The sequence below is a fragment of the Streptomyces pratensis genome (assembly GCF_037137275.1).
Lineage (GTDB): Bacteria > Actinomycetota > Actinomycetes > Streptomycetales > Streptomycetaceae > Streptomyces > Streptomyces pratensis_B.
Map to the genome: position 1 here is coordinate 98,970 of NZ_JBBBEN010000088.1, position 23,818 is coordinate 122,787.

General features: G+C 72.8%; 24 protein-coding genes and 2 tRNA genes. 19 read left to right on the plus strand and 7 right to left on the minus strand.

Annotated features, from left to right (window positions below):
- The first annotated feature begins 207 nt into the window (after positions 1-207).
- From V9U70_RS14055 to V9U70_RS14065, 3 genes are all read left to right on the plus strand, one after another.
- Positions 208-1,266, plus strand: a complete 1,059-nt coding sequence (locus tag V9U70_RS14055; RefSeq protein ID WP_336675247.1) for a chorismate-binding protein — start codon at positions 208-210, stop codon at positions 1,264-1,266.
- Positions 1,263-2,084: an aminotransferase class IV gene (locus tag V9U70_RS14060; RefSeq protein WP_336675248.1), complete on the plus strand. Its 822-nt coding sequence runs from the start codon at positions 1,263-1,265 to the stop codon at positions 2,082-2,084. Before V9U70_RS14055 ends, V9U70_RS14060 begins: the two co-directional genes overlap by 4 nt.
- A gap of 85 nt (positions 2,085-2,169) precedes the next feature.
- The gene (locus V9U70_RS14065) at positions 2,170-3,006 is read left to right on the plus strand and encodes a GNAT family N-acetyltransferase (protein WP_336675249.1); all 837 of its coding nucleotides are present in this window, start codon (positions 2,170-2,172) and stop codon (positions 3,004-3,006) included.
- A 30-nt stretch (positions 3,007-3,036) separates the two neighbouring features.
- Here V9U70_RS14065 and V9U70_RS14070 read toward each other — a convergent pair whose 3' ends face one another.
- Entirely contained in the window at positions 3,037-3,552 is a 516-nt protein-coding gene (locus V9U70_RS14070) for a DsbA family protein (protein ID WP_336675250.1), read from the minus strand.
- A gap of 156 nt (positions 3,553-3,708) precedes the next feature.
- On the opposite strand from V9U70_RS14070, the gene V9U70_RS14075 reads away from it, so the two are divergent.
- Entirely contained in the window at positions 3,709-4,164 is a 456-nt protein-coding gene (locus V9U70_RS14075; RefSeq protein ID WP_336675252.1) for a hypothetical protein, read from the plus strand.
- Positions 4,165-4,345: 181 nt separating this feature from the next.
- Complete coding sequence (locus tag V9U70_RS14080; protein WP_167526178.1) at positions 4,346-4,501, plus strand: hypothetical protein; 156 nt, start codon at positions 4,346-4,348, stop codon at positions 4,499-4,501.
- A 27-nt stretch (positions 4,502-4,528) separates the two neighbouring features.
- On the opposite strand, the gene V9U70_RS14085 is transcribed toward V9U70_RS14080, so the two are convergent.
- The gene (locus tag V9U70_RS14085) at positions 4,529-5,107 is read right to left on the minus strand and encodes a CGNR zinc finger domain-containing protein (RefSeq protein WP_336675254.1); all 579 of its coding nucleotides are present in this window, start codon (positions 5,105-5,107) and stop codon (positions 4,529-4,531) included.
- A gap of 258 nt (positions 5,108-5,365) precedes the next feature.
- Positions 5,366-5,779 carry an SsgA family sporulation/cell division regulator gene (locus tag V9U70_RS14090; RefSeq protein ID WP_336675256.1) on the minus strand — a complete coding sequence of 138 codons (414 nt, stop codon included), beginning with the start codon at positions 5,777-5,779 and terminating at the stop codon, positions 5,366-5,368.
- A 190-nt stretch (positions 5,780-5,969) separates the two neighbouring features.
- Here V9U70_RS14090 and V9U70_RS14095 point away from each other — a divergent pair, with 190 nt between their 5' ends.
- Both V9U70_RS14095 and V9U70_RS14100 read left to right on the plus strand, forming a co-directional pair.
- On the plus strand, positions 5,970-6,425 hold the full coding sequence (locus V9U70_RS14095) for a TIGR02611 family protein (protein WP_336675258.1): 456 nt from the start codon (positions 5,970-5,972) through the stop codon (positions 6,423-6,425).
- A 54-nt stretch (positions 6,426-6,479) separates the two neighbouring features.
- Positions 6,480-6,551: transfer RNA gene (locus V9U70_RS14100), tRNA-Val, on the plus strand.
- Between the two features lie 101 nt (positions 6,552-6,652).
- Here V9U70_RS14100 and V9U70_RS14105 read toward each other — a convergent pair.
- Positions 6,653-9,238, minus strand: coding sequence for an SCO7613 C-terminal domain-containing membrane protein (locus V9U70_RS14105; protein WP_336675260.1), 2,586 nt, complete (start codon positions 9,236-9,238; stop codon positions 6,653-6,655).
- Positions 9,239-9,391: 153 nt separating this feature from the next.
- On the opposite strand from V9U70_RS14105, the gene V9U70_RS14110 reads away from it, so the two are divergent.
- A tRNA-Val gene (locus tag V9U70_RS14110) sits at positions 9,392-9,463 on the plus strand.
- A 63-nt stretch (positions 9,464-9,526) separates the two neighbouring features.
- Here V9U70_RS14110 and V9U70_RS14115 read toward each other — a convergent pair.
- Positions 9,527-10,252, minus strand: coding sequence for an exonuclease domain-containing protein (locus tag V9U70_RS14115; RefSeq protein WP_336675261.1), 726 nt, complete (start codon positions 10,250-10,252; stop codon positions 9,527-9,529).
- Between the two features lie 446 nt (positions 10,253-10,698).
- Between V9U70_RS14115 and thrS the strand changes: the two genes are divergently transcribed.
- Positions 10,699-12,675 carry a threonine--tRNA ligase gene (gene thrS / locus V9U70_RS14120; protein WP_336675262.1) on the plus strand — a complete coding sequence of 659 codons (1,977 nt, stop codon included), beginning with the start codon at positions 10,699-10,701 and terminating at the stop codon, positions 12,673-12,675.
- 8 nt (positions 12,676-12,683) lie between these two features.
- Here the strand turns inward: thrS and V9U70_RS14125 are convergent, their stop codons facing one another.
- Positions 12,684-13,382: a potassium channel family protein gene (locus V9U70_RS14125; RefSeq protein ID WP_336675263.1), complete on the minus strand. Its 699-nt coding sequence runs from the start codon at positions 13,380-13,382 to the stop codon at positions 12,684-12,686.
- A 66-nt stretch (positions 13,383-13,448) separates the two neighbouring features.
- Here V9U70_RS14125 and V9U70_RS14130 point away from each other — a divergent pair, with 66 nt between their 5' ends.
- A complete protein-coding gene (locus V9U70_RS14130; protein WP_336675265.1) occupies positions 13,449-14,024 on the plus strand; it encodes an HIT family protein in 576 nt (191 codons plus the stop codon).
- 81 nt (positions 14,025-14,105) lie between these two features.
- On the opposite strand, the gene V9U70_RS14135 is transcribed toward V9U70_RS14130, so the two are convergent.
- The gene (locus tag V9U70_RS14135; protein WP_336675266.1) at positions 14,106-15,776 is read right to left on the minus strand and encodes a hypothetical protein; all 1,671 of its coding nucleotides are present in this window, start codon (positions 15,774-15,776) and stop codon (positions 14,106-14,108) included.
- Between the two features lie 597 nt (positions 15,777-16,373).
- Between V9U70_RS14135 and pgsA the strand changes: the two genes are divergently transcribed.
- The 9 genes from pgsA (at position 16,374) to ruvA (ending at position 23,816) form a co-directional block, all read left to right on the plus strand.
- Positions 16,374-17,051: a phosphatidylinositol phosphate synthase gene (pgsA, locus tag V9U70_RS14140; RefSeq protein WP_336675268.1), complete on the plus strand. Its 678-nt coding sequence runs from the start codon at positions 16,374-16,376 to the stop codon at positions 17,049-17,051.
- The gene (locus tag V9U70_RS14145) at positions 17,048-17,968 is read left to right on the plus strand and encodes a phosphatidylinositol mannoside acyltransferase (RefSeq protein ID WP_336675269.1); all 921 of its coding nucleotides are present in this window, start codon (positions 17,048-17,050) and stop codon (positions 17,966-17,968) included. The genes pgsA and V9U70_RS14145 overlap by 4 nt, the downstream gene beginning before the upstream one ends.
- Complete coding sequence (locus tag V9U70_RS14150; RefSeq protein WP_336675271.1) at positions 17,965-19,125, plus strand: glycosyltransferase family 4 protein; 1,161 nt, start codon at positions 17,965-17,967, stop codon at positions 19,123-19,125. The genes V9U70_RS14145 and V9U70_RS14150 overlap by 4 nt, the downstream gene beginning before the upstream one ends.
- 186 nt (positions 19,126-19,311) lie before the next feature.
- Positions 19,312-19,860, plus strand: coding sequence for a hypothetical protein (locus V9U70_RS14155; protein WP_336675273.1), 549 nt, complete (start codon positions 19,312-19,314; stop codon positions 19,858-19,860).
- A gap of 187 nt (positions 19,861-20,047) precedes the next feature.
- Positions 20,048-20,968 carry a pyridoxal 5'-phosphate synthase lyase subunit PdxS gene (gene pdxS / locus V9U70_RS14160; protein ID WP_336675274.1) on the plus strand — a complete coding sequence of 307 codons (921 nt, stop codon included), beginning with the start codon at positions 20,048-20,050 and terminating at the stop codon, positions 20,966-20,968.
- A 6-nt stretch (positions 20,969-20,974) separates the two neighbouring features.
- Positions 20,975-21,607 carry a pyridoxal 5'-phosphate synthase glutaminase subunit PdxT gene (gene pdxT, locus V9U70_RS14165; RefSeq protein ID WP_336675276.1) on the plus strand — a complete coding sequence of 211 codons (633 nt, stop codon included), beginning with the start codon at positions 20,975-20,977 and terminating at the stop codon, positions 21,605-21,607.
- Between the two features lie 61 nt (positions 21,608-21,668).
- Positions 21,669-22,421, plus strand: coding sequence for a YebC/PmpR family DNA-binding transcriptional regulator (locus tag V9U70_RS14170; protein ID WP_205083000.1), 753 nt, complete (start codon positions 21,669-21,671; stop codon positions 22,419-22,421).
- Between the two features lie 187 nt (positions 22,422-22,608).
- Positions 22,609-23,196 carry a crossover junction endodeoxyribonuclease RuvC gene (gene ruvC, locus V9U70_RS14175; protein ID WP_336675280.1) on the plus strand — a complete coding sequence of 196 codons (588 nt, stop codon included), beginning with the start codon at positions 22,609-22,611 and terminating at the stop codon, positions 23,194-23,196.
- On the plus strand, positions 23,193-23,816 hold the full coding sequence (gene ruvA, locus V9U70_RS14180) for a Holliday junction branch migration protein RuvA (protein ID WP_336675281.1): 624 nt from the start codon (positions 23,193-23,195) through the stop codon (positions 23,814-23,816). The genes ruvC and ruvA overlap by 4 nt, the downstream gene beginning before the upstream one ends.
- Positions 23,817-23,818 lie beyond the last annotated feature (2 nt).

Genomic DNA, 23,818 nt, shown 5'->3' on the forward strand with positions numbered 1-23,818 from the left:
CAGGTTCGAACTGGCGACCTCAACCTTGGCAAGGTTGCGCTCTACCAACTGAGCTACGTCCGCTTGTCATTCCCGGTCCGCTTGCGCGTCCCGGCGACGTGTTGAACTCTAGCGGATTCCTGGGCCAGCACAAAAACGCGTTTGTGCAGCGTGCTGCGGTGACCTCGCCCCGGCGCAGGTCACGGGGGCCGCCCTAGACTCAGCAGCGTGTCCGACCTCGCCCCCCTGGCCCGCTTCGGCGGCCTCGTCGCCTCCGGTCTGCTGGACGTCACCCACGATCCGGCAGCCCTCGACTCGTCCGGCTTCTGGGCCGTATGCGCCGATTTCGAAGGCGGCATCGTCTGCGCCCGCTTCTCCACCGTACGCGGGGAGCCGGTGCCCCCGCCCGTCCCCGGAGCCTGGCGGGGGCCCGCCCCCGGGGACTGGACGTCCTCACTGGACCGTGACGCCTACACGGCCGGTGTCCGGCGTATCCGTGAACACATCGCGGCGGGCGAGGTCTACCAGGCGAATCTCTGCCGGGTGCTGTCCGCGCCGCTGCCCGGCGGCGGGGCCGGCGCGGACGTCGACGCACTGACCGCCCTGCTGGCGCGCGACAACCCGGCTCCGTACGCAGGAACGATTCGGCTGCCCGGCCACGGTGTGGAGGTCGCCACCGCGTCCCCCGAGCTGTTCCTGCGGCGCGACGGGCGGACCGTCGAGTCCGGGCCGATCAAGGGGACCGGGCGGACCGAGGGCGATCTGCTGGAGAAGGACCACGCGGAGAACGTCATGATCGTGGACCTCGTCCGCAACGACCTGGGCCGCGTCTGCGCCACCGGAAGCGTCGGCGTCCCCGGCCTGTGCGTGGTGGAGAAGCACCCGGGGCTCGTCCACCTCGTCTCCACCGTCCGGGGCCGGATCGCCGAGGGCGCGGGCTGGCCGGAGCTGCTCGCGGCGGCGTTCCCGCCCGGCTCGGTCACCGGGGCCCCGAAATCCAGTGCGCTGCGGATCATCGACGAGCTGGAGCGGGCCCCCCGCGGGCCGTACTGCGGTGCGGTCGGCTGGGTCGACGCCGACCGGGGCGCCGCCTCGCTCGCCGTCGGCATACGGACGTTCTGGATCGACCGGACGGGCCCGGGACCGCTGCTGCGGTTCGGTACCGGCGCGGGGATCACCTGGGGGTCCGACCCGGAGCGCGAATGGGACGAGACCGAACTGAAGGCGTCCCGGCTGCTCGCGGTAGCGTCCGGTGCGTACGAGGAGACGGAAAGGACCGCGCTATGAGGATCTGGGTCAACGGCCGGCTGCGGGACGCCGACGACGCCCGGCTGTCGGTGCTCGACCACGGGCTGACCGTGGGCGACGGAGTCTTCGAGACGGTCCGCACCAGCCAGGGACGGCCCTTCGCCCTCACCCGGCACCTGGAGCGGCTCACCCGGTCCGCCCGCGGCCTGGGCCTGCCCGAGCCCGACCACGACGAGGTGCGGCGCGCCGTCGCCGAGGTCGTCGCGGCCAACCCCGTGCCCCTGGGCCGGCTGCGGATCACCTGTACCGGGGGGCTGTCCCCGCTCGGCTCCGACCGGGGCACCGGCGGCCCGAGCCTCGTCGTCGCCCTCGACGGGGTGAGCCGCCGCCCGGACGCCACCGCGGTGATCACCGTCCCCTGGACGCGCAACGAACGCGGCGCTCTCGTCGGCCTGAAGACCACCTCGTACGCCGAGAACGTCGTGGCCCTCGCGAGGGCCCGCGAGCGGGGCGCGTCCGAGGCGCTGTTCCCCAACACGGTCGGCCGCCTCTGCGAAGGCACCGGCTCCAACGTCTTCGTCGTCCTGGGCGGCCGCGTCCACACCCCGCCGGTGTCCTCCGGGTGCCTCGCCGGCATCACGCGGGCCCTGGCCGTGGAGTGGACCGGGGCGGAGGAGACCGATCTGCCCATGGAGGTGCTCGCCGAGGCCGACGAGGTGTTCCTGACCTCCACGCTCCGGGACGTCCAGGCGGTGCTCCGGATCGACGACCGCGAGCTGGCCCCGGAGCCCGGCCCGGTGACGTCCAAGGCCATGAGGGTCTTCGCCGAACGCTCCGAGGACGACCTGGACCCGTGACGGCCGCGCCCGTCGCGGGCCGAGGCCCGGCCCGCCTCGCCGTAAAACGCGTGACGGGCCGCCGCGCGGGGGATACAAAGCCTTGATGACCACCACACTCCGGCCGTCCGGGCCGCTCCGGCAAGGTTCCGACGGCGCGCGCGCAGGCCGCTACGAGGTGTGCGACAACGGGCGGCCGGTCGGCGCCGTCGAGATCCGTACCGACGCGGCGTTCGGCGCCACCGCCGGCGTGCTGGACTCACTGAGCGTCGACGCGGCGCACCGCAGGCGCGGCCGGGGCGCCGTCGCCGCGCTCGCCGCCGAGGAGGTGCTGCGGAGCTGGGGGTGCACCCGGGTGCGGGCGGACGTTCCCGCCGACGACGATCCCGCCCGGCGGCTGGCCGCGGCGCTCGGTTACGCCGAACGCAGCCGCACCATGGTCAAGCGGCTCGGCCCCCACGACGCCCGGCTGCCCGCAGGCCTCACCTCGCGGGCGATGGACGAGGAGGAGTTCGCCGTCTGGGAGCGCGGGGCGGTGCGGTCGTACGCACAGGACTGGATCGACCGCGGAGTGCCGCCCGAGCAGGCCCGGCACAAGTCCGAGACCGACCACGCCGCCCTCCTCCCGGACGGGCCGGCGACCGGGGGGACGAGCTTCCGGCTCCTGGAGCACGAGGGAGACGTCGTCGGCCATGTGTGGGTGGCCCAGCGGGAGCTGCCGCCTGGGGGCCCGGCGGGCTTCGTCTTCGACGTCGAGGTGAGCGAGCCGCACCGCGGCCGGGGTCACGGCCGGGCGCTGATGCTCCTGGCCGAGAACGTCACCCGGGGCTGGGGCGCGGACCGGATCGGCCTGCACGTCTTCGCCTCCAACACGCCGGCCCTGCGCCTGTACGAATCCCTCGGTTACGCGACGACGCGCTACCACCTGGCCAAGGCGCTGTAGGGGCCGTGGCCGGGGTCCCGGAGGGGGCCGTCAGCCTTGCCCGGCCAGGGTCCGGTCGAGGATCTCCTCGATTCGCTCGCGCAGCCCGTCCTGGCTCCGGCCTCCGTCCAGCCGCTCCTCGCCGATCACATACGTGGGCGTGCCGGTCACGCCGATCGCGCGCCCCTCGGCCTGGTCGGCGTCGACGATCAGCAGGTGCCGACCGTCGATGAGGGCGGTGTCGAACTCCTCGGCGTCCAGTCCCCGTGCGCGCGCCACCTCCAGGAGCAGCGGCTCGCCGGTCCGGGCGAGGTCGGCGGTCCTGGCCAGCACCGCCTCGGCGTACGGCCAGCCCTCGCCCTGGGCCGCGGCCTCCTCGGCGGCCTGGGCCGCGGCGTAGGCGTGCTTGTGCTTGTCCAGGGGGAAGTGCCGGAGCCGTACCTCGACACGGTCGCCGTACCGGGCGCGCAGGGCGCGCACATCGCTGAGGGCCCGGTGGCAGTCGGGGCATTCGAGATCGCACCAGAGGTCGAGGACGACCGGTGCCGCGGGGGTGGAATCGCTCATGGGCGCAGTCTTCCAGGCCGGGCGGGCACGTCCCAATCGGGACCTGGGGAGGAGCCGGGCCCTGAAATCTCCCTGAAGTGCACCGCGGGCCGTGGCCCCGGCGGCGGTCGCCGGTGCAGGATGGAAGGGACGTGTCCCCTGCGCCTGGAGGCCCTGATGCTTGCCGAGACCATCTGTTCCGCGGTGTCGGCGGCCGGGCTGGGCATCGCCGCGGTGACCGCGTACCGCAAGCGGTTCCTCACCGCGACGCGGATCGCCGCCTACTCCCTCGTCCCGGTGGGGCTCGTGCTGACGGGGGTCGTCGAGTGGGTGTCGGGGATCGCCTTCAAGCCGAGTGTCTGGATCGGCTTCGGGGTGCTCGGCCTCGCCTGGCTGCTGTTCATGACCACCCGCGCCATCGAGCGCCGCCGCGGCGGTACCCGTGCGGACCGCAAGGCGGCCAGGGCCGCCGGGCGGAACGAGGCCGTCGCTCCGGGCGCCTCCGCCCCGTCGCTCGGCGCCGGGGCGGGTCCCGCCGCCGCGTCGCCGAAGCCGGGCAAGAAGCAGGAGGCCGCCGGGCCCGGGGAGGACTTCAGCGACATCGAGGCGATTCTCAAGAAGCACGGCATCTGAGAGGAGCGGCGACAGGCCCAGGCGGGTGGTGGCGTACTGCTGCGTACCGCCCTGGTGTCGCACGCCTGATGCCAGTCCGTACACCGGAGCGATTACCGGTGGCCACGGGACGGTGAACTCCGGGCGCAATCATCGGCGTTGAACGCCACACCGGTCGCACGTGCGTCATGATCGCCCCGAGATGGTGGACACTTCCCGGGGCGAGGCCCCCGCCCCCCCTGCCGAAGAGCCCCGCGGCTGCCTCTTCGCGCTGTCCCAGCCGCCCCTGATGATCTTCCTGACGGTGGTCGGGGGCCTGCTGCTGATGGCCGCCCTGCACGATCTCTTCCTGCTGTGAAAGCGGACCGCCGCGGCGGGCGGGCCGTCAGCCCGCGGCTTGTCTCCGTCGGGCCCGGTACGCCGCTACGTGGAGCCGATTGCCGCAGGTGCGGCTGGAGCAGTAGCGGCGGGAGCGGTTGCGCGACAGATCGACGAAGGCGTGTCCGCAGTCCGGCGCCTCGCAGCGGCGCAGCCGTTCCCGCTCGCCCGCCACGAGGATGAAGGCCAGCGCCATTCCGCAGTCGGCCGCGAGGTGGTCCGCGAGGGAGGCGTCCGGCGCGAAGTAGTGCACATGCCAGTCGTAGCCGTCGTGATCGGTGAGCTGCGGAGTGGTTCCGGCCGCCGCGACCAGCCGGTTGACCAGGTCCGCCGCCGCGCGCGGGTCGCGTGCCGCGAAGACCTCGGCGAAGCTGCGCCGCACCGCGCGCACGGCGTCGAGGTCCCTCCCGTCGAGCCTGCCCACGCCGCTGATGCGGTGCCGCTCGGCGAAGGCGTGAAGCGCCGCGACGTCGGGCAGCCCGTCCGCGGCCGCGGCGCCGTCCTGCGGCGGCTCGCTCTCCGGGGCGGTGTTCACCAGATCGACCACCGTGTCGAGGGCGATCCGGGTGTCGTGAGGGATCAGCACGCTTCGCTCCCTGGCCTTCGGCGGGCGGACGCCTGCCGATGGCGGCTGACTCTACTGGCCCGCTGCGGCCCGCGTCCGGACCGGTGCGGGCACGGGCCACGGCGGAGCCCCGCCCTTCCGGTGCGGAGGGCGGCCGGGCGCGCCGACGCCGTCACCGCGGTGGCTTCCGCGGTGACGGCGTCGGTTCCAGCCGTATGTGGTTGTCCGCGCGACGCCGTCTCCCCGAGTCGGACGGCGTCGAGCAGCTCTCGGCCTGGCTCAGTTCTCGGCCAGGATGTGGGAGAGCTCCGTGTCGAGATCGAAGTGACGATGCTCGGTGCCGGGCGGAACCGCGGCGTCGGTCCTCTTGAGGAACGACTCCAGGGCTCGTGCCGGGGCTTCGAGCAGCGCTTCGCCCTCTGGGGAGCTCAGTGCGATGCATACGACGCCTTGGCCGTGACTACGTGATGGCCAGACGCGGACGTCTCCGGTGCCGGTGGGCCGGTGCAGCCCCTCGGCAAGGAGGTCGCGGGCGAATACCCATTCGACCGTCTCCTCCGCTCCGGTGTGGAAGGTGGCGTGCACGGCATAGGGATCGGCCGTGGCATACCGCAGGCCCGCGGGTACAGGCAGTGAGGACTCGCTCGACACAACGAGGCGCAGGTGCAGCTCGCAGCTGACCGTGGTGTTCATAAGCGCCAGGGCCTTTCGCTCAGTGTGCGCTCGGGGATTCGCACGTCGGCGAAATCGACATGCCACCTACAGTGCCGTTGTAAACCCCTCTGACCCTTTTGTGGTGCTTCGGGTCCCTCGCTCAGCGGCGTGTAACTTTGGGTTATGCGCCCATTCCAGTGACGAAAGCGGGTCGGGTAGGTTGGACGTCATGAGTGCGGAGAGTGACGAGCGGGGCAGAGTCGCCGAGCAGGCGGCTCCGGCGCCCGCTGCGGGGGAATCGGGCCCGGCGGAGCGTGAGCTGGGTTCGCGGGCGCCGGGCTTCATCAAGGCATCGAAGCCGCTTCATCTGAGCTGGCAGGTCGGCGTCTTCGTCGTCGGCCTCGGCGTGGTGGTGGCGGGCGTGCTCATGCTGGTGCTGCCCGGCCCCGGCTGGCTGGTGATCTTCGGTGGCATGGCGATCTGGGCGACCGAGTTCGTCTGGGCCCAGCTGGTGCTGCGCTGGACCAAGAGGAAGGTCACAGAGGCCGCGCAGCGGGCCATGGACCCCAAGGTCAGGCGGCGCAACATCATCCTCACCACGGTGGGGCTCGTGATCATGGCGGTGCTCGTCGCGCTCTACGTGTGGGAGTTCGGGCTCGCCATGCCGTGGAAGATCAGCGAGTGACCTGAGACCGGTCCGAGAGCACCGCTGACATGGGGTAATGTTTGCGGTGCGCCCGGGCGATTAGCTCAGTGGGAGAGCGCTTCGTTCACACCGAAGAGGTCACTGGTTCGAACCCAGTATCGCCCACCCGGACAGAGGGCCCGGGAGACGGAATCCGTCTCCCGGGCCCTCCGCGTTGCCCGCGCCCGGTCCGGGCCCCGTGGGGCGGGCCCCGGACCGACGGCGGGTCAGCGCATCCGCCCCAGCGTCTTCCTCAGCCGGCGGGCGTCACGCAGCCGCTGCTCGTACGTCGCTCCCACCCCGAGCAGCAGCAGCCCGGCCAGAGCCGGCGCCAGCCAGCGGGGGAGTGCCCCGGCGACTTGCACCACATAGGGCGCCAGCTCGTGCAGAGCGTCCAGCGCCAGCACCGTGCCGCCGATCAGCAGGGGCGCCTGGAGACGGTGGCGCGCCCCCAGCAGCGTGACGACCAGCGCCGCCACGCCCAGCAGCAGCGGCCGCTGCCCGTGCGGCTCGGTCCAGGCCGCGGCCAGGCTCGGCAGCAGCGTCGCCGCGAGGCCGGGCCCGTACGCAGTCCACGAGGACGCCTCCGGGTCCTCGCGCCGCCGCAGAGCCCCCACGGCCAGGGCACACACGGTCACCGGCAGGGTGTACGCCTCAGGCGCCGACACCTCCGAGGCGGCCAGCCGCACCCACGCGGCCAGGACGAACAGCGCCCCCGCCGCGTACCCGGCCACCGGCCGCCGCTCCGGCCGCACCGCCGCACCCGCCGCCAGCACCCCGGACAGCCCGAGCGACAGGGCCAGGAACGGCGCGTCGGACGCCGCGAACGCCACCGCGACCACCGCGCCCAGCGCCCCGGCCAGCTCCACCGGCAAGGCCGCCGGGTGGCGCCGCAGCCGGGCCCCCAGCGCCACCGTCAGCGCGGGGACCACGAGCATCAGCGGAGCCGTCCCGTAGGGGGCGAGCCCCAGCAGCCGCCCCGCGCACGCCGTCAGCACGGTGCCCCAGACCACCGCGGCTGCCCCGAACGCCGCCTGAGTCCTCCCGGGGCGCTCCCGGACCGCCGCCCCGGCGAAGAGGGCCGCCAGCGCCCCGGACACCGCGCACGAGGCCGCCCCGGACGGCAGCGACAGCAGCCCCACGCTCACCGACCCGGCCACCGAGCCCACCAGAGCGGTCACCCGAACCGCCGGCGAACCCTCGCGGCCGGCCCGCCCGCCCCGGAGCGCACACGCCAGCAGCCCCGCCACCAGGACCGTCTCACCGGCCACCGCGACCGCGTAGGGCGCATCGAGCACGGCCGCGGCCAGCACCAACGCGCCCCAGCCGAGCCCCAGGGCCGCCGCCCCCGCAGCGCCCCGCAACGCAGCCTCCGACGGCCTGCGCGCAGCGCCCGCCCGCGGCCCGCCGCCCGGCCCCCACACGCCGCGCGCCGCCCCCGCGGCACTGGTGCCGGCCGTCCCCCCTGCCGCCGGTGCGAGCAGTGGCGCGGCGACCCGCACCACCGCCGGCCACCAGCGGTGCACCGCTGCCAGCGCCCCGGCCACCAGAGCGAGCACCACCGGCGCGGCGGCCACCCGCGACCACGGCACCGACGCCCCGAGCGCGGCCCGGAAACTCTCCGGCGTCCCCGCCCACAGCTCGGACAGCAGCGACACCGGACCCAGCAGCACCGCCGCGACCGGCGGCGCCGCCCAGACCAGGGCTCCGGCGACCACCGCCCCGGACGCGGCCAGCAGCCCGCGCCCGACGTTCCGCGGCAGCCGCACCCGTACCGCGGTCGTCAGCGCGAGACCGCACAGCAGGTACGCGAGCACGCCCCACCCGTCGTGCGCCGCCGCATCCGGCACCCGGCCCACCGCGGCCACCGCCAGCAGACCGGCGACCACGCCGCCCGTCTGTGCGAAGCCGTCCGGCGCGCGCCACGCTCCGGCCAGCGCCGCCGCCGACGCCGTCAGCAGCAGCGCCCCCGGGGCCAGCGCGTCCAGCGGCCCAGAGGCGGTCATCGACCCCGCCAGCCCCACCAGCAGCGCCCCGGACCCGGCCGCCGCGCCCCCCGCGCACGCCGTGATCCGCACCGCGAGGCCCTTGCCGTACAGAGCGACCGTTCCGTCCAGCACCGCCGTCGCCAGCAGCGCCCACCCGACCATCAGCGCCGACGCTCCCGCGGCCCACGCCCAGAGCAGCAGCGGCCACTGGGCGAGGGCCACGGCGGCGGGCAGCGGCATGCGGAGCGGGCGGAGGGCCAGCCCGTAGGCGCTCCACAGCGCCGTGAGCACCGCCGCCGACGCGGCCGTGTAGGCGAGCCGTCCGGAGTCGGGCGCCACCACCCCGTGCAGGACGTAGACGTTCAGCAGCGTCAGCGGCAGCGCCAGTGCCGCCAAGGCCTCCGCGGTGGCCCGGAGCCTGCGCGGCAGCAGGACCGCCGGAGCGGCGAGCGCGCCCAGGGTCACCGTGCCGAGCACGGCCGCCCGTCCGCCGGTCCCCATCGAGCCCCAGCTCAGCGTGAAACCGATGGCCGCGACCGTCAGCAGCAGGCCGCCCAGCGCCAGCAGGACGTTCTGCGCACTGCGCGGGGTGGAGGCCGACGGTGACGGGGCGAAGCCCCAGGGCTGGACCGGATCGACAGGCCGGCCCGCGGAAGAAGTCCCCCAGGCGGCCGGATTCCAGCCCGGCGCCGGCGGGGCGGGGGGCCGCAGCGCGGCGACCAGCCAGGCGCGCCGGGTCAGCAGCCGGGCCCTGCGGGCGTCCAGCTCGGCCAGTTCTCGGTCGAGGAGGGCCAGTTCCTCGGCGGGCGGCGGCATGTGTTCCATGCAGGGGAGTGTGGCCGCCGCCACTGGCTCGTACATGCGCTCGGATACTCAGTTCCCGGTGCCGCAGCCCTGAGTAGGGCGCCGCCGCGCGCCGTCCGGCCGTAAGGAGTTTGAACGAAGCCCGTCGGCCCCTGTATGGTTCAACCCGTTCCCGGGCGATTAGCTCAGTGGGAGAGCGCTTCGTTCACACCGAAGAGGTCACTGGTTCGAACCCAGTATCGCCCACCGGGGAAAGCCGGTCCGCAGCATCGTGCGGGCCGGCTTTCGCATGGTCGGCCACCGGTGGGCTCAGGCCGCCGCGGACAGCGCCGGGCGCAGCGGCCAGGCCGAGCCCACCGCTCTCGCCGCCCCCTTGCCGGCGGACGGCGCCTCCGGGCCGGGCGTCCGGGCCGCGTGCCAGGCCGCCTGGAGGGTGTGCAGCTCGGCCGGGGACAGCCGCTCCAGCCGGGCCGAGAAGCGTCGGCCCACCGCGCGCACCAGTTCCAGCGAGGCGCTCGCGCCGTTCGCCGCCTCGTGGGCCCCCTCGAACGCCACCTCGTACCGCTCGCACAGGTCCGTGAGGGTGCGGCGGCCCTCGCGGTGGCGGTCCAGGTGTCCGTCCAGCACCCATGGGTCCAGTACCCGCAGCGGCGCTCCGTCCAGATAGCCGGCCAGCGAGGACGCCCGGTGCCGCCGCAGCTCGCGGTCGAGCAGCGTCAGGGCGAACGGTGCGTCCATCACGACCAGTGGGCGCCCCGTCGTGCAGTGCTCCACCAGCGCGCGGGCGATCTCGTCCATCACCGGCGCGGGCCAGCGGCCGTTGCGCTGGAGATGGTCCTCGGTCAGCCCGTGGAGCCGACTCGCCTCCTCGGGGACCGGCACCCCCGGGCTGACCAGCCAACGGGTGACGCGGACGCGCCCGTCCGCGGTGTCCTGCGCGACCAGAGCGGCCGCGACGATCCGGTCCTGCTCGACGTCCATACCCGTCGTCTCCGTGCAGAAAGCGGCCAGCGGCCCCTCGAACCAGTGCATCATCTCCGAACTCCTCGCACCCGCACGGCAGGGAGAGGATTCCCCTGCCCGATATCGGTGATACCCGGGCTGTTTGCCTGATAAGCCGCTTGCGGGCGGTGTGATGCGGTGACAACGCGGCGAGTACGCGGGGGAGTTGCCACCGACGCCTGTCGTCGCCTCTGACGAAGCGCCCCGGCCGCCCCGCGCTCCGCCGGGCCCGCCGCTCCCGCGAGGGGCGGGCCCGGCGGGCACGGTCCGGCCGGAGTCCCGCGGGCCGCTTGCGCGCGACCCTGCGAGGGCGGACGGGACCGGCCGAGGAAGAATGTCCCCCGGGGCCGTGGCATTCCTCGGGGGCGTGCGCGGGGTAGGCGGCCAGGAAGGCGTTCGCATCGGGGGCGCGCGGCTCGGTACGATTCATGTGGCCTTGCCGTACGAAGGCAGGCGACCCCCTCAGTCAGGAGAGACCGGTGTCAGACGTCCGTGTGATCATCCAACGCGATTCCGAGCGGGAAGAGCACGTGGTGACGACGGGCACGACGGCCGGCGAGCTCTTCCCCGGTCAGCGCACCGTCGTCGCCGCGCGTATCGGCGGAGAGCTGAAGGACCTCAGTCACGAGCTCCGGGACGGCGACAGCGTCGAGCCTGTGGAGATCTCCTCCGAGGACGGCCTGAACATCCTGCGCCACTCCACCGCGCACGTGATGGCCCAGGCCGTGCAGCAGCTCTTCCCCGAGGCCAAGCTCGGCATCGGCCCGCCGGTCAAGGACGGCTTCTACTACGACTTCGACGTCGAGAGGCCGTTCACCCCCGAAGACCTCAAGGCCATCGAGAAGAAGATGCAGGAGATCCAGAAGCGGGGCCAGAGGTTCTCCCGCCGCGTGGTCTCCGACGAGGCCGCCCGCGAGGAGCTGGCCGACGAGCCGTACAAACTGGAGCTCATCGGCATCAAGGGCGCGGCGTCCTCGGACGACGGCGCGGACGTCGAGGTGGGCGGCGGCGAGCTGACCGTCTACGACAACCTCGACGCCAAGACCGGCGACCTGTGCTGGAAGGACCTCTGCCGGGGCCCGCACCTGCCGACCACCCGGTTCATCCCGGCGTTCAAGCTGATGCGCAACGCCGCCGCGTACTGGCGCGGCAGCGAGAAGAACCCGATGCTCCAGCGCATCTACGGCACCGCCTGGCCGACGAAGGACGAGCTGAAGGCGCACCTGGAGTTCCTGGAGGAGGCCGCCAAGCGCGACCACCGCAAGCTCGGCAACGAGCTGGACCTCTTCTCCTTCCCCGACGAGATCGGCCCCGGCCTCGCGGTCTTCCACCCCAAGGGCGGCGTCATCCGCCGGGCCATGGAGGACTACTCGCGCCGCCGTCACGAGGAGGAGGGGTACGAGTTCGTCTACAGCCCGCACGCCACCAAGGGCAAGCTCTTCGAGAAGTCCGGCCACCTGGACTGGTACGCCGACGGCATGTACCCGCCCATGCAGCTCGACGACGGGGTGGACTACTACCTCAAGCCGATGAACTGCCCCATGCACAACCTGATCTTCGACGCGCGTGGCCGCTCCTACCGTGAACTGCCGCTGCGCCTCTTCGAGTTCGGGACGGTGTACCGCTACGAGAAGTCGGGCGTCGTGCACGGCCTGACCCGTTCACGCGGCTTCACGCAGGACGACGCGCACATCTACTGCACCAAGGAGCAGATGGCCGAGGAGCTGGACCGCACGCTCACCTTCGTGCTGAACCTGCTCCGCGACTACGGTCTCACCGACTTCTACCTGGAGCTGTCCACCAAGGACCCGGAGAAGTTCGTCGGCTCCGACGAGGTCTGGGACGAGGCCACCGAGACGCTGCGCCAGGTCGCGGAGAAGCAGGGTCTCCCCCTGGTCCCCGACCCGGGCGGCGCCGCGTTCTACGGCCCGAAGATCTCCGTGCAGTGCAAGGACGCCATCGGCCGCACCTGGCAGATGTCGACCGTGCAGCTCGACTTCAACCTCCCGGAGCGCTTCGATCTGGAGTACACCGGTCCGGACGGCTCCAAGCAGCGCCCGGTCATGATCCACCGCGCCCTGTTCGGCTCCATCGAGCGCTTCTTCGCCGTGCTCCTGGAGCACTACGCGGGCGCGTTCCCGGTCTGGCTGGCCCCGGTGCAGGCGGTCGGCATCCCGATCGGCGACGCCCACATCCCCTACCTCCAGGAGTTCGCCGCCAAGGCGCGCAAGCAGGGGCTGCGGGTGGACGTGGACGCTTCGTCGGACCGGATGCAGAAGAAGATCCGCAACCAGCAGAAGGCCAAGGTGCCGTTCATGATCATCGCTGGTGACGAGGACATGGCCAACGGTGCCGTCTCCTTCCGCTACCGCGACGGTTCGCAGGAGAACGGCATTCCGGTCGACGAGGCGCTCGCCAAGATCGCCAAGGCCGTCGAGGACCGCGTCCAGGTCTGATCCGGCAGTCAGAAGCGGCCCCCGCGGTGCTGTCCGCGCCCCGGGGGCCGCTTCTCGTCCTCCCGGGCGAACACCTGGATCAGCCAGGACGAGAAGGACCCGGTCACCGCGCCCAGCAGCGCCAGACCGCACGCCATCAGCCCCGCCGCGACCGTACGCCCCCAGAACGTCACCGGCGCGGCGTCCCCGTAGCCGACCGTCGTCAGCGTGGCGCACGCCCACCACACCGCGTCCCCGAACGTGCGGATCGAAGCGCCCGGGGCCGTGTGCTCCAGGTGGTAGACCGCGAGCGCGGCGGAGAAGCCGAGCAGCCCGGCCGCCAGCCCCGCATACGTCATCACCCGGGCGTACAGGTCACGGCGCGGCCGGCCGTAGCGCTGCTGCACGGCCGAGTAGACCTTGACCACGCGCAGCGGGCGCAGCAGCGGCAGCAGCAGAACCAGCGTGTCGAGCCAGTGGACGTGCACGAACCTGGCCCCGAGGCCGCTGAGCCGCACCCGCACCGCGTAGTCCGCGAGGAACACCGGCCAGGACGACCAGACCAGGAGCAGGGCGATGTCATGCCACGGCTGGGCGCTGTGCGGGGCCAGGACCCGCACCGCGTACCCCGTGAGGAAGAGCAGGGAGACGGCGAAGAGCGGAAGCTCCGTGCGCTGCTCCCAGCGGGTCAGCCGGACCGGCGGCTCGGGGGCGGGTCTCACGCTCATCGCCTCAGCATCGCGGGCGGCCGGGCGGGGCGGCCCCGACGACACGCTCCTTCGGGGTGACGCAATATGCTGACCGGTATGACGAGTGAGCCGGAGCAGCAGATCGGCGTGGGGACGCCCGACGCATTCCAGCGCCTGTGGACGCCCCATCGGATGGCGTACATCCAGGGCGAGAACAAGCCGAGCGGCCCGGGCGCGGAGGACGGCTGCCCCTTCTGCGTCATCCCGGCCAAATCCGACGAGGACGGACTCGTCGTGGCCCGCGGCGAGCACGTCTACGCGGTGCTGAACCTGTATCCGTACACCGGCGGCCACCTCATGGTGGTGCCCTACCGGCATGTGGCCGACTACACCGGGCTGGACGGTCCGGAGACGGTCGAGCTGGCGGAGTTCACCAAGCGGGCCATGGTCGCGCTGCGCACGGCCTCCGGGGCGCACGGGTTCAACATCGGGATGAACCAGGGCTCCGTGGCCGGGGCCGGAATCGCCGCACATCTGCACCAGCACCTGGTGCCGCGCTGGGGCGGCGACACCAACTTCATGCCGGTCGTCGGCCACACGAAGGTGCTGCCCCAGCTGCTGGGCGACACCCGGGCGCTGCTGGCGGAGGCCTGGCCGACGGGCGAACTCCCGGCCCACTGAGCCGACGGCCGTGCCGCACGCCCGCCGCCCCGGGCGAAGAGGGGCCGGCCGGTCCATTGCTCCGGCCGGCCCCTGTCGCGGCTAGGCCTCGTACACGTCGGCCTTGCGCGGGGCCGGGTCCTGGACGAGACCGCTCAGCACCATCGACCGGTTGTCGAACCGCTCGGTGTCCACGCCGTTCTCCGCCAGAACGCGCATCGCCGCCGTGTGGACGGCGCGCAGCACCGGGGTGGCGGCACGCATCGCGTCGTCCGCCATGAAGCGGTGGTTCCACGGTTTGGCCGCCCATGCGTGCCGCAGGCCGAACGGTTCGGGCAGCACGATCTTCCCGCCCAGGTAGTCCAGCAGCGGCGGATACCAGGTGAGCGGAGCCCGCAGGGCGAGCCGGACGACCTCCTTGGCCTCCACCAGCGGCAGCTGGACGTCCCGGGTCTCCCAGAACCGGACGGTCTTGTTGACCGTCTTCGTCCTGGCCTCCGGCTTGGAGAGGAACAGGCCGTGCACCGGCCCCAGCGCGTGGCCGGTGACCTCAATGCGCAGGGTCTCGTGGAGCACGGTGACGGTGATCATCATCGTGATCACCAGCTGGCCGTCCCACAGGGCGAACTGGACGCCGAGGTAGTGCCGGTCGCCGCTGCCGAACTGCTGGTGGTTGCAGATCCGCTGTATCTCGTGCGGCTTCACCTGGAAGGTGGCGACGTCCTCGCCCTGCGGGCGGGAGACGGAGTCGGCGTTCTCCCCGATGGGCGAGACGATCCAGTGCTTCACGGACGGCTTGGGAAAGCCGCCGGTGTTCAGCGGGCCGCGCTCCAGCATCTTCAGCTGGTCGTGGATGATCCGGATCAGGTCCCAGCTGCGGAACTGGTGGATCTCCTTCGTCGGGTCCTTGGGGACCAGCTCCTCGGCCAGCTGCCAGCTGCCCCAGCGGGTGCCCATGCCCAGGATGCCCTTGGGGCCGGCGTAGAACACGGCGTTGGACTGCTGCTCTGCGGAGAGTTTCTCCAGCCCCTGGCGCAGGGCCTCCCGCGCGGTCTCGTTCGGGTTCTTGGGGACCGCCTCGGGGATCTTCGCTATCACCCCCGTACCGGACAGCAGCCCCTCCCACCGCGCCCGCAGGTCCTTGGCCGAGGCCTCGGCGATCCGCTTGGCGATCAGCCAGCCGATCAGCGGGGCGATGAGCGCGCCCCGGACGTAGAGGCCCAGGAACCCGGTGAACGGGAGCTGGACCATCAGGACCAGCGCGCCGATCCCGAAGGCGGCCAACAACACGGCGCCGATCGCCCGGAAGGCCTTGTCCTTGGACTTGTCGAGCGCGTCCCGGACCCGGAAGGCGATCACCCAGGCCAGCAGACCGGGCAGGAAGAGGAGGCCGAACACCGCGGTCACCAGGGTGAGACGGGTGTCGCGGTCCTTGCGCAGGTTGTTCGCGGACAGGCAGTGCTCCACCACCGTCTGCGGGTCCATGCCGAAGGACTGGATGAGCGCCTTGCGCGCGCCGCCGAGCATCCGTTCCTGGACGGCACGGGCGAACGCCTCCCCCAGGTTCGGCTTGAAGTAGTCCGACTTGAAGAGCTTGGAGGACCCCGGTTTCACCACGGACTTGTGCCACTCGCCGTTGGCGTCGAGGATCTTCTCCACCGGGCTGTCCCGATACGCCGCCGAGGCCAGGGCGTTGGTCGCCACGGTCTGGCCGCCCGCCCCCTGGATCGGGACCTGGGCCCCGGGTGAGAAGTCGAATCCGTCGTTGGCCACTGTCTGTCGCCCCCACTCGCCGCACGGTCTGCTCCTGCGGTGTGCCCAACTACCGTACGCGGCATACCTTCTGAGCTGCGACCACAGCGTATCGTCCGGACCGGGGCACCGCCCGTCACCGGCGTGGACGGGGGCGGGGTGTGCGACAGTGCGCCGGTCACGCGCCGGGTCAGCCCTCCTCCCGCTCCGCGGGGAACCGGTCGCCCCGCCGGCGGACGCCTCGCGCGGCGCGGGTCGGTGGGGCTCCGCGTCCGCCTGTACGCCGTAGCGCTGAGGCGATCCGCTCCCGCGCGACCTCTTCGTGGACCGTGAACAAGCACCACAGGGCCTCCGGGCGGATCTCCGAAGTCTGTTCGAGCCCGTAGCGGCGCGCCGACCGCGCCCCGGCGGCTCCGGAGTACTGAGGCGACCGCGCACGGCGCGTGCGGGGCCTCAGCGCCCCGGCCGACCGGTGCGGGCGGAGCCTTTGGGCCCGCCCGGCCGCCCGGGGGCGCCGTGCGGGCGGGTGCCCGTCCGGTGAAGGGCGCCGTTGGTGACTACGATGGGCCAGCCGGTGGCCGAAGGGGCCGCTCGGCCAACCGAACCCTCGGGAAGGCCATGCTGAACAAGTACGCGCGTGCATTCTTCACGCGTGTCCTCACGCCGTTCGCCGCTCTGCTGCTCCGCCTCGGGGTCAGTCCCGACGCGGTCACTCTCGTCGGCACAGCGGGAGTGATGGCAGGTGCGCTGGTCTTTTTCCCGACGGGGGAGTTCTTCTGGGGCACGATCGTCATCACGCTCTTCGTCTTCTCCGACCTCGTCGACGGCAACATGGCCCGGCAGGCCGGCGTCTCCAGCCGGTGGGGCGCGTTCCTCGACTCGACGCTGGACCGGGTCGCCGACGGAGCGATCTTCGCCGGGTTCGCCCTGTGGTACGCGGGCGGCGGTGACGACAACGTCCTGTGCGCGGTCGCGATCTTCTGCCTGGCCAGCGGCCAGGTGGTCTCGTACACCAAGGCGCGCGGCGAGTCGATCGGTCTGCCGGTCGCCGTCAACGGCCTGGTGGAGCGCGCAGAGCGCCTGGTCATCTCGCTGGTCGCGGCCGGTCTCGCCGGGCTGCACGCCTTCGGCGTCCCCGGGGTCGACGTCCTGCTGCCGATCGCCCTGTGGGTTGTCGCCGCGGGCAGCCTCGTGACGCTGGTGCAGCGCGTGGTGACCGTGCGTCGGGAATCCGCGGAGGCGGACGCCGCCGCTCCCGCGGGCCCGGCCGGACAGGGGAGCGAGGCCGACCGGTGAGCCGAGCTTCCGACCTGAGGGACCGGCTCGCCGACGGGCTGTACGGCGCGGGCTGGGGCGCCGTGAAGAAGCTCCCGGAGCCCGCAGCCGAGAAGCTGTTCCGCACCATCGCCGACCAGACGTGGAAGCGGCGTGGCCCGAGCGTGCTGCGGCTGGAGTCGAATCTGGCACGGGTCGTCCCCGACGCCGGCCCGGAGCGGCTGGCCGAGCTGTCCCGCGCCGCGATGCGCTCGTACATGCGCTACTGGATGGAGTCGTTCCGGCTGCCGACCTGGAGCCCGCAGCGGATCAAGGACAGTATCGAGATCGTCGGCACCGACCGACTGGACGAGGGGCTGGCCGCCGGGCGCGGAGTCGTCGTGGCGCTGCCGCACCTGGCCAACTGGGATCTCGCCGGCGCCTGGGCCACCACCGACCTGAAGCTCCCCCTCACCACCGTCGCGGAACGGCTGAACCCGGCATCGCTCTACGACCGGTTCGTGGCCTACCGCGAGAGCCTGGGCATGGAGGTGCTGCCGCACAGCGGCGGGGCGGCCTTCGGGACGCTGGCCCGGCGGCTGCGCGCGGGCGGCCTGGTCTGCCTGGTCGCCGACCGGGACCTCTCCGCCTCCGGGGTGGAGGTGTCGTTCTTCGGCGCCGCCGCCCGGATGCCCACCGGCCCGGCCCTGCTCGCCCAGCACACGGGCGCGATGCTGCTGCCCGTGACCCTCTCGTACGACAGCACGCCGGTGATGAAGGGGGTCATCCACCCCGCGGTCGAGGTGCCGGGGGAGGGCTCCCGCGCCGAGAAGACGGCCGTCATGACCCAGGCGCTGGCCGACGCCTTCGCCACGGGCATCGCCGAGCACCCGGAGGACTGGCACATGCTCCAGCGGCTCTGGCTGGACGATCCGGACCCCCGGGGGGAGCCCGCGTGAAGATCGGCATCGTCTGCCCGTACTCCTGGGACGTGCCCGGCGGCGTGCAGTTCCACATCCGGGACCTGGCCGAGCATCTGATCGGACTCGGCCACGAGGTCTCCGTCCTGGCCCCCGCCGACGACGACACACCGCTGCCCCGGTACGTGGTCTCGGCGGGCCGGGCCGTCCCCGTCCCGTACAACGGCTCGGTGGCCCGGCTGAACTTCGGCTTCCTCTCGGCGGCCCGGGTGCGGCGCTGGCTGCACGACGGCACGTTCGACGTCATCCACATCCACGAGCCGACCTCCCCTTCGCTGGGCCTGCTGGCCTGCTGGGCGGCGCAGGGGCCGATCGTGGCCACCTTCCACACCTCCAACCCGCGCTCCCGGGCGATGATCGCCGCGTACCCGATCCTCCAGCCCGCGCTGGAGAAGATCAGCGCACGGATCGCGGTCAGCGAATACGCCCGGCGCACGCTGGTCGAGCACCTCGGCGGGGACGCCGTCGTCATCCCGAACGGCGTCGACGTCGGCTTCTTCGCACGGGCCGAGCCGAAGGCCGGGTGGCAGGGGCAGACCCTCGGCTTCATCGGCCGCATCGACGAACCCCGCAAGGGGCTTCCCGTCCTGATGAAGGCGCTGCCCGCGATCTTCGCCGCCCGCCCTGAGGCCCGGCTGCTGGTCGCGGGACGAGGGGACGAGGAGGAGGCGGTGGCCTCGCTGCCCAAGGAGCTGCGCGGACGCGTCGAGTTCCTCGGCATGGTCAGCGACGAGGACAAGGCCCGCCTGCTGCGCAGCGTCGACGTGTACGTGGCCCCCAACACCGGCGGCGAGAGCTTCGGCATCATCCTGGTCGAGGCGCTGTCGGCCGGCGCCCCGGTGCTGGCGAGCGACCTGGACGCCTTCGCCCAGGTGCTCGACCAGGGGGCCGCCGGCGACCTCTTCGCCAACGAGGACGCGGACGCGCTGGCCGCCGCCGCGATCCGCCTGCTGGGCGACCCGGAGCGCCGGGCCGGCCTGCGCGAGCGCGGCGCGGCCCACGTACGGCGCTTCGACTGGGCCACGGTGGGGGCCGACGTCCTCGCGGTGTACGAGACGGTCACGGACGGGGCCGCGTCGGTCGCGGAGGACGAACGCTCGGGGCTGCGTGCCCGGTTCGGCCTGGCCCGGGGCTGAGGCGGACGGGGCTCACCCGTTCGGGGGCCGAGCGGGCCCGGCCCGCCCGTGCACGGGAGCGGGGCCCTGGGCGCGGTCGCCGAGGAATGCCGCGCCGGGACTTAGGCCCCGCACCCCCCGGGCGTGCCGGGCTCGCCGCCCGGCCGCGGGCCGGCGCCGCGCCGGGCGACGGTAGCGTGGGGGCCCGTGACCGTAACTCTCATCGTCTGGATCGTCCTCGCCCTCATCGCGATCGGGGTGTACCTCAGCTGGACCGCCGGCCGGCTCGACCGTCTGCACGCCCGGATCGACGCCGCCCGCGCCGCCCTCGACGCCCAACTACTGCGTCGGGCCTCGGTCACCCAGGAGCTGGCCACCTCCGGCGTCCTGGACCCGGCCGCCTCGATCGTCCTGTACGAGGCCGCGCACGCCGCCCGGCAGGCGCGGGAGGACCACCGGGAGGTCGCCGAGAGCGAGCTGAGCGCCGCCCTGCGCGCCGTCTTCGGGGAGCCGGCCCAGGTCGACGCGGTGAAGGAGATCCCCGGCGGCGAGGAGACGGCCGCGGAACTGGCCGCCGCCGTACGCCGGGTGCCCATGGCCCGGCGCTTCCACAACGACTCCGTACGTGCCGCACGCGCGCTGCGGCGGCACCGCACGGTCCGGCTGTTCCGGCTGGCCGGACACGCGCCCTTCCCGCTCGCCTTCGAGATGGACGACACCCCGCCGGTGGCCCTCGCCGACCGCCCCGGCACCTGAGGGCCCCGGCGCGCGGGGGCCGAACGCGGGGGCCGGACCGGAGCGTGCGCCGCCGTGGGCAGCGGCCCGGACCGGCCGTATGACGCCAAAACGATCCACGGCCTGTCCATTGGCCCTTGCTGTGGACTGCTCCGGCAGCGTTTCCTCGGCGGTGCAGCATCCAGCGTCTTTCACCGAGTGAGGTCCCGTGTCCACGCTTCCCAGCACCCCGCAGTCCACCGAGTCCCCGGTCACCGGCACCGCCCGCGTCAAGCGGGGCATGGCCGAGCAGCTCAAGGGCGGCGTGATCATGGACGTCGTCGACGCCGAGCAGGCGAAGATCGCAGAGGACGCCGGCGCCGTGGCCGTCATGGCCCTGGAGCGGGTCCCGGCCGACATCCGCAAGGACGGCGGCGTGGCCCGGATGTCCGACCCCAACATGATCGAGGAGATCATCGGGGCCGTCTCCATCCCCGTGATGGCCAAGTCCCGCATCGGCCACTTCGTCGAGGCCCAGGTGCTCCAGTCGCTCGGCGTCGACTACATCGACGAGTCCGAGGTCCTCACCCCGGCCGACGAGGTCAACCACAGCGACAAGTTCGCGTTCACCACCCCCTTCGTCTGCGGCGCCACCAACCTCGGCGAGGCCCTGCGCCGCATCGCGGAGGGCGCGGCCATGATCCGGTCGAAGGGCGAGGCCGGCACCGGCAACGTGGTCGAGGCCGTCCGCCACCTGCGGCAGATCAAGAACGAGATCGCCCGCCTGCGCGGCTTCGACAACAATGAGCTGTACGCCGCGGCCAAGGACCTGCGCGCCCCCTACGAGCTGGTCAAGGAGGTCTCGGAGCTCGGAAGGCTGCCCGTGGTGCTCTTCTCCGCCGGCGGCGTGGCCACCCCGGCCGACGCGGCGCTGATGCGACAGCTCGGCGCGGAGGGCGTCTTCGTGGGCTCCGGCATCTTCAAGTCCGGCGACCCGGCCAAGCGCGCGGCCGCGATCGTGAAGGCCACCACCTTCTACGACGACCCCAAGGTCGTCGCGGACGCCTCCCGGAACCTGGGCGAGGCCATGGTCGGCATCGACTGCGACACGCTGCCCGAGTCCGAGCGCTACGCCAACCGCGGCTGGTAACCACTGATGAGCGACACCCCTGTGATCGGCGTCCTGGCTCTCCAGGGCGACGTGCGGGAGCACCTGATCGCCCTGGCCTCGGCAAACGCCCTGGCCAGGCCGGTCCGGCGCCCCGAGGAGCTCGCCGAGGTCGACGGCCTGGTCGTGCCGGGCGGCGAGTCCACCACCATGTCCAAACTGGCCGTCCTCTTCGGCATGATGGAACCGCTGCGGGAGCGGGTCCGGGCCGGGATGCCGGTCTACGGCACCTGCGCCGGGATGATCCTGCTGGCCGACGAGATCCTCGCCCCTTCCCCAAGCTCCCCACCCCCTTCGAGCGAGGGTCGCCCCGTGTCCGGCCAGGAGACCGTCGGCGGCATCGACATGGTCGTGCGGCGCAACGCCTTCGGCCGGCAGAACGAGTCGTTCGAGGCCGCGGTCGAGGTCGCGGGGATCGAAGGCGGCCCGGTGGAGGGCGTGTTCATCCGGGCGCCCTGGGTCGAGTCCGTCGGAGCCGGGGTCGAGGTCATCGCCGAGCACGGCGGCCACATCGTCGCCGTACGGCAGCGAAACGTCCTCGCCACGTCGTTCCATCCCGAACTGACCGGCGACCATCGCGTGCACGCTCTGTTCGTGGACATGGTGCGCGCGGTGAACTGAGCTGGCCCCGGTAGGATCTCTCGGGTTCGACTCGATTTTGGTGACGCGAAGGAGAAGGCAGATGTCCGGCCACTCTAAATGGGCTACGACGAAGCACAAGAAGGCCGTGATTGACGCCAAGCGCGGCAAGCTCTTCGCGAAGCTGATCAAGAACATCGAGGTCGCGGCGCGCTCCGGCGGCGTGGACCCCGACGGCAACCCGACGCTCGTCGACGCCATTCAGAAGGCGAAGAAGAGCTCCGTCCCGAACAAGAACATCGACTCCGCCGTCAAGCGCGGCGGCGGTCTCGAAGCGGGCGGCGCCGACTACGAGACGATCATGTACGAGGGATACGGCCCCAACGGCGTCGCGGTGCTCATCGAGTGCCTCACCGACAACCGCAACCGTGCCGCCTCCGACGTACGTGTGGCGATGACCCGGAACGGCGGCTCCATGGCCGACCCGGGCTCCGTCTCGTACCTGTTCAACCGCAAGGGCGTCGTGATCCTGCCCAAGGGCGAGCTGACCGAGGACGATGTCCTCGGCGCCGTCCTGGACGCGGGCGCGGAAGAGGTCAACGACCTCGGCGAGACCTTCGAGGTGGTCAGCGAGGCCACCGACATGGTCGCGGTGCGCACCGCGCTCCAGGAGGCGGGCATCGACTACGACTCCGCAGAGGCCAACTTCCTGCCGACCATGCAGGTCGAGCTGGACGAAGAGGGCGCCCGCAAGATCTTCAAGCTCATCGACGCACTGGAGGACAGCGACGACGTGCAGAACGTCTTCGCCAACTTCGACGTGTCCGACGAGGTCATGGAGAAGGTCGACGCCTGAGGGCACGGCCGGTACGGCAGCGCGCGACAGGACGACGGGCCGGCGGGGACTCCCCGCCGGCCCGTCGTCCTGTCGCCTCGTCGGACGGAACGCCTCGTCGGTGCGGGGCGATGTCGGTGCGAGCCGATAGCCTGCGGGAACAGATGAACGAGCGGACGCGGCGCGCGGCGAGGACGAGGGGGGCTCCATGCGGGTTCTGGGCATCGACCCGGGGCTGACCCGATGCGGTGTCGGGGTGGTCGAGGGCGTCGCCGGACGGCCGTTGACCATGCTCGGCGTCGGCGTCGTGCGGACCTCGTCCGACGCCGATCTCGGCGACCGGCTCGTCGCCGTCGAGCGGGGCATCGAACAGTGGCTCGACGAGCACTCCCCGGGGTTCGTCGCGGTGGAGCGCGTCTTCGCCCAGCACAACGTCCGCACCGTCATGGGCACCGCCCAGGCCAGCGCGGTCGCCATGCTCTGCGCCGCCCGCCGGGGCATCCCCGTGGCCCTGCACACCCCCAGCGAGGTCAAGGCGGCCGTCACCGGGTCCGGCCGCGCCGACAAGGACCAGGTCGGCGCGATGGTCACCCGGCTGCTGAGGCTCAACGCGCCCCCCAAGCCCGCCGACGCCGCGGACGCGCTGGCCCTCGCCATCTGCCACATCTGGCGCGCACCCGCGCAGAACCGGCTTCAGCAGGCCGTCGCCGCGCACCGCACGGCCGGCCCGCCGGGCGCGTCCCGGGCGCCCGGCACACTCCGCACGCCCCGCACGCTGAAAGGCCGCACCGCATGATCGCCTTCGTCTCCGGCCCGGTGGCCGCCCTCGCCCCGACCACGGCCGTCATCGAGGTCGGCGGCATCGGCATGGCCGTCCAGTGCACTCCGCACACCCTGGCCGACCTGCGCATCGGCAAGGAGGCCCGGCTCGCCACCTCACTGGTCGTCCGGGAGGACTCCCTCACCCTGTACGGCTTCGCGGACGACGACGAGCGGCAGGTCTTCGAGCTCCTCCAGACCGCCAGCGGCGTCGGCCCCCGGCTCGCCCAGGCGATGCTCGCCACCCACAGCCCCGACGCGCTGCGCCTCGCCGTCTCCACCGGCGACGAGAAGGCACTCACCGCCGTCTCCGGGATCGGCAAGAAGGGCGCCCAGAAGCTGCTGCTGGAGCTCAAGGACCGCCTCGGCGAACCGGCCGGCGCGCACATCGCCCCGCAGGGCGCTGGCCCCGCCGCCTCCGGCTGGCGCGACCAGCTCCAGGCCGCGCTGATCGGCCTCGGCTACGCGAGCCGCGAGGCCGACGAAGCGGTCAACGCCGTCGCCCCCCAGGCCGAGGCCGCCGTCGCCGAAGGCGCGGCGCCCCCGGTGCCCCACCTCCTGCGGGCCGCCCTGCAGACTCTCAACCGCGCACGCTGACC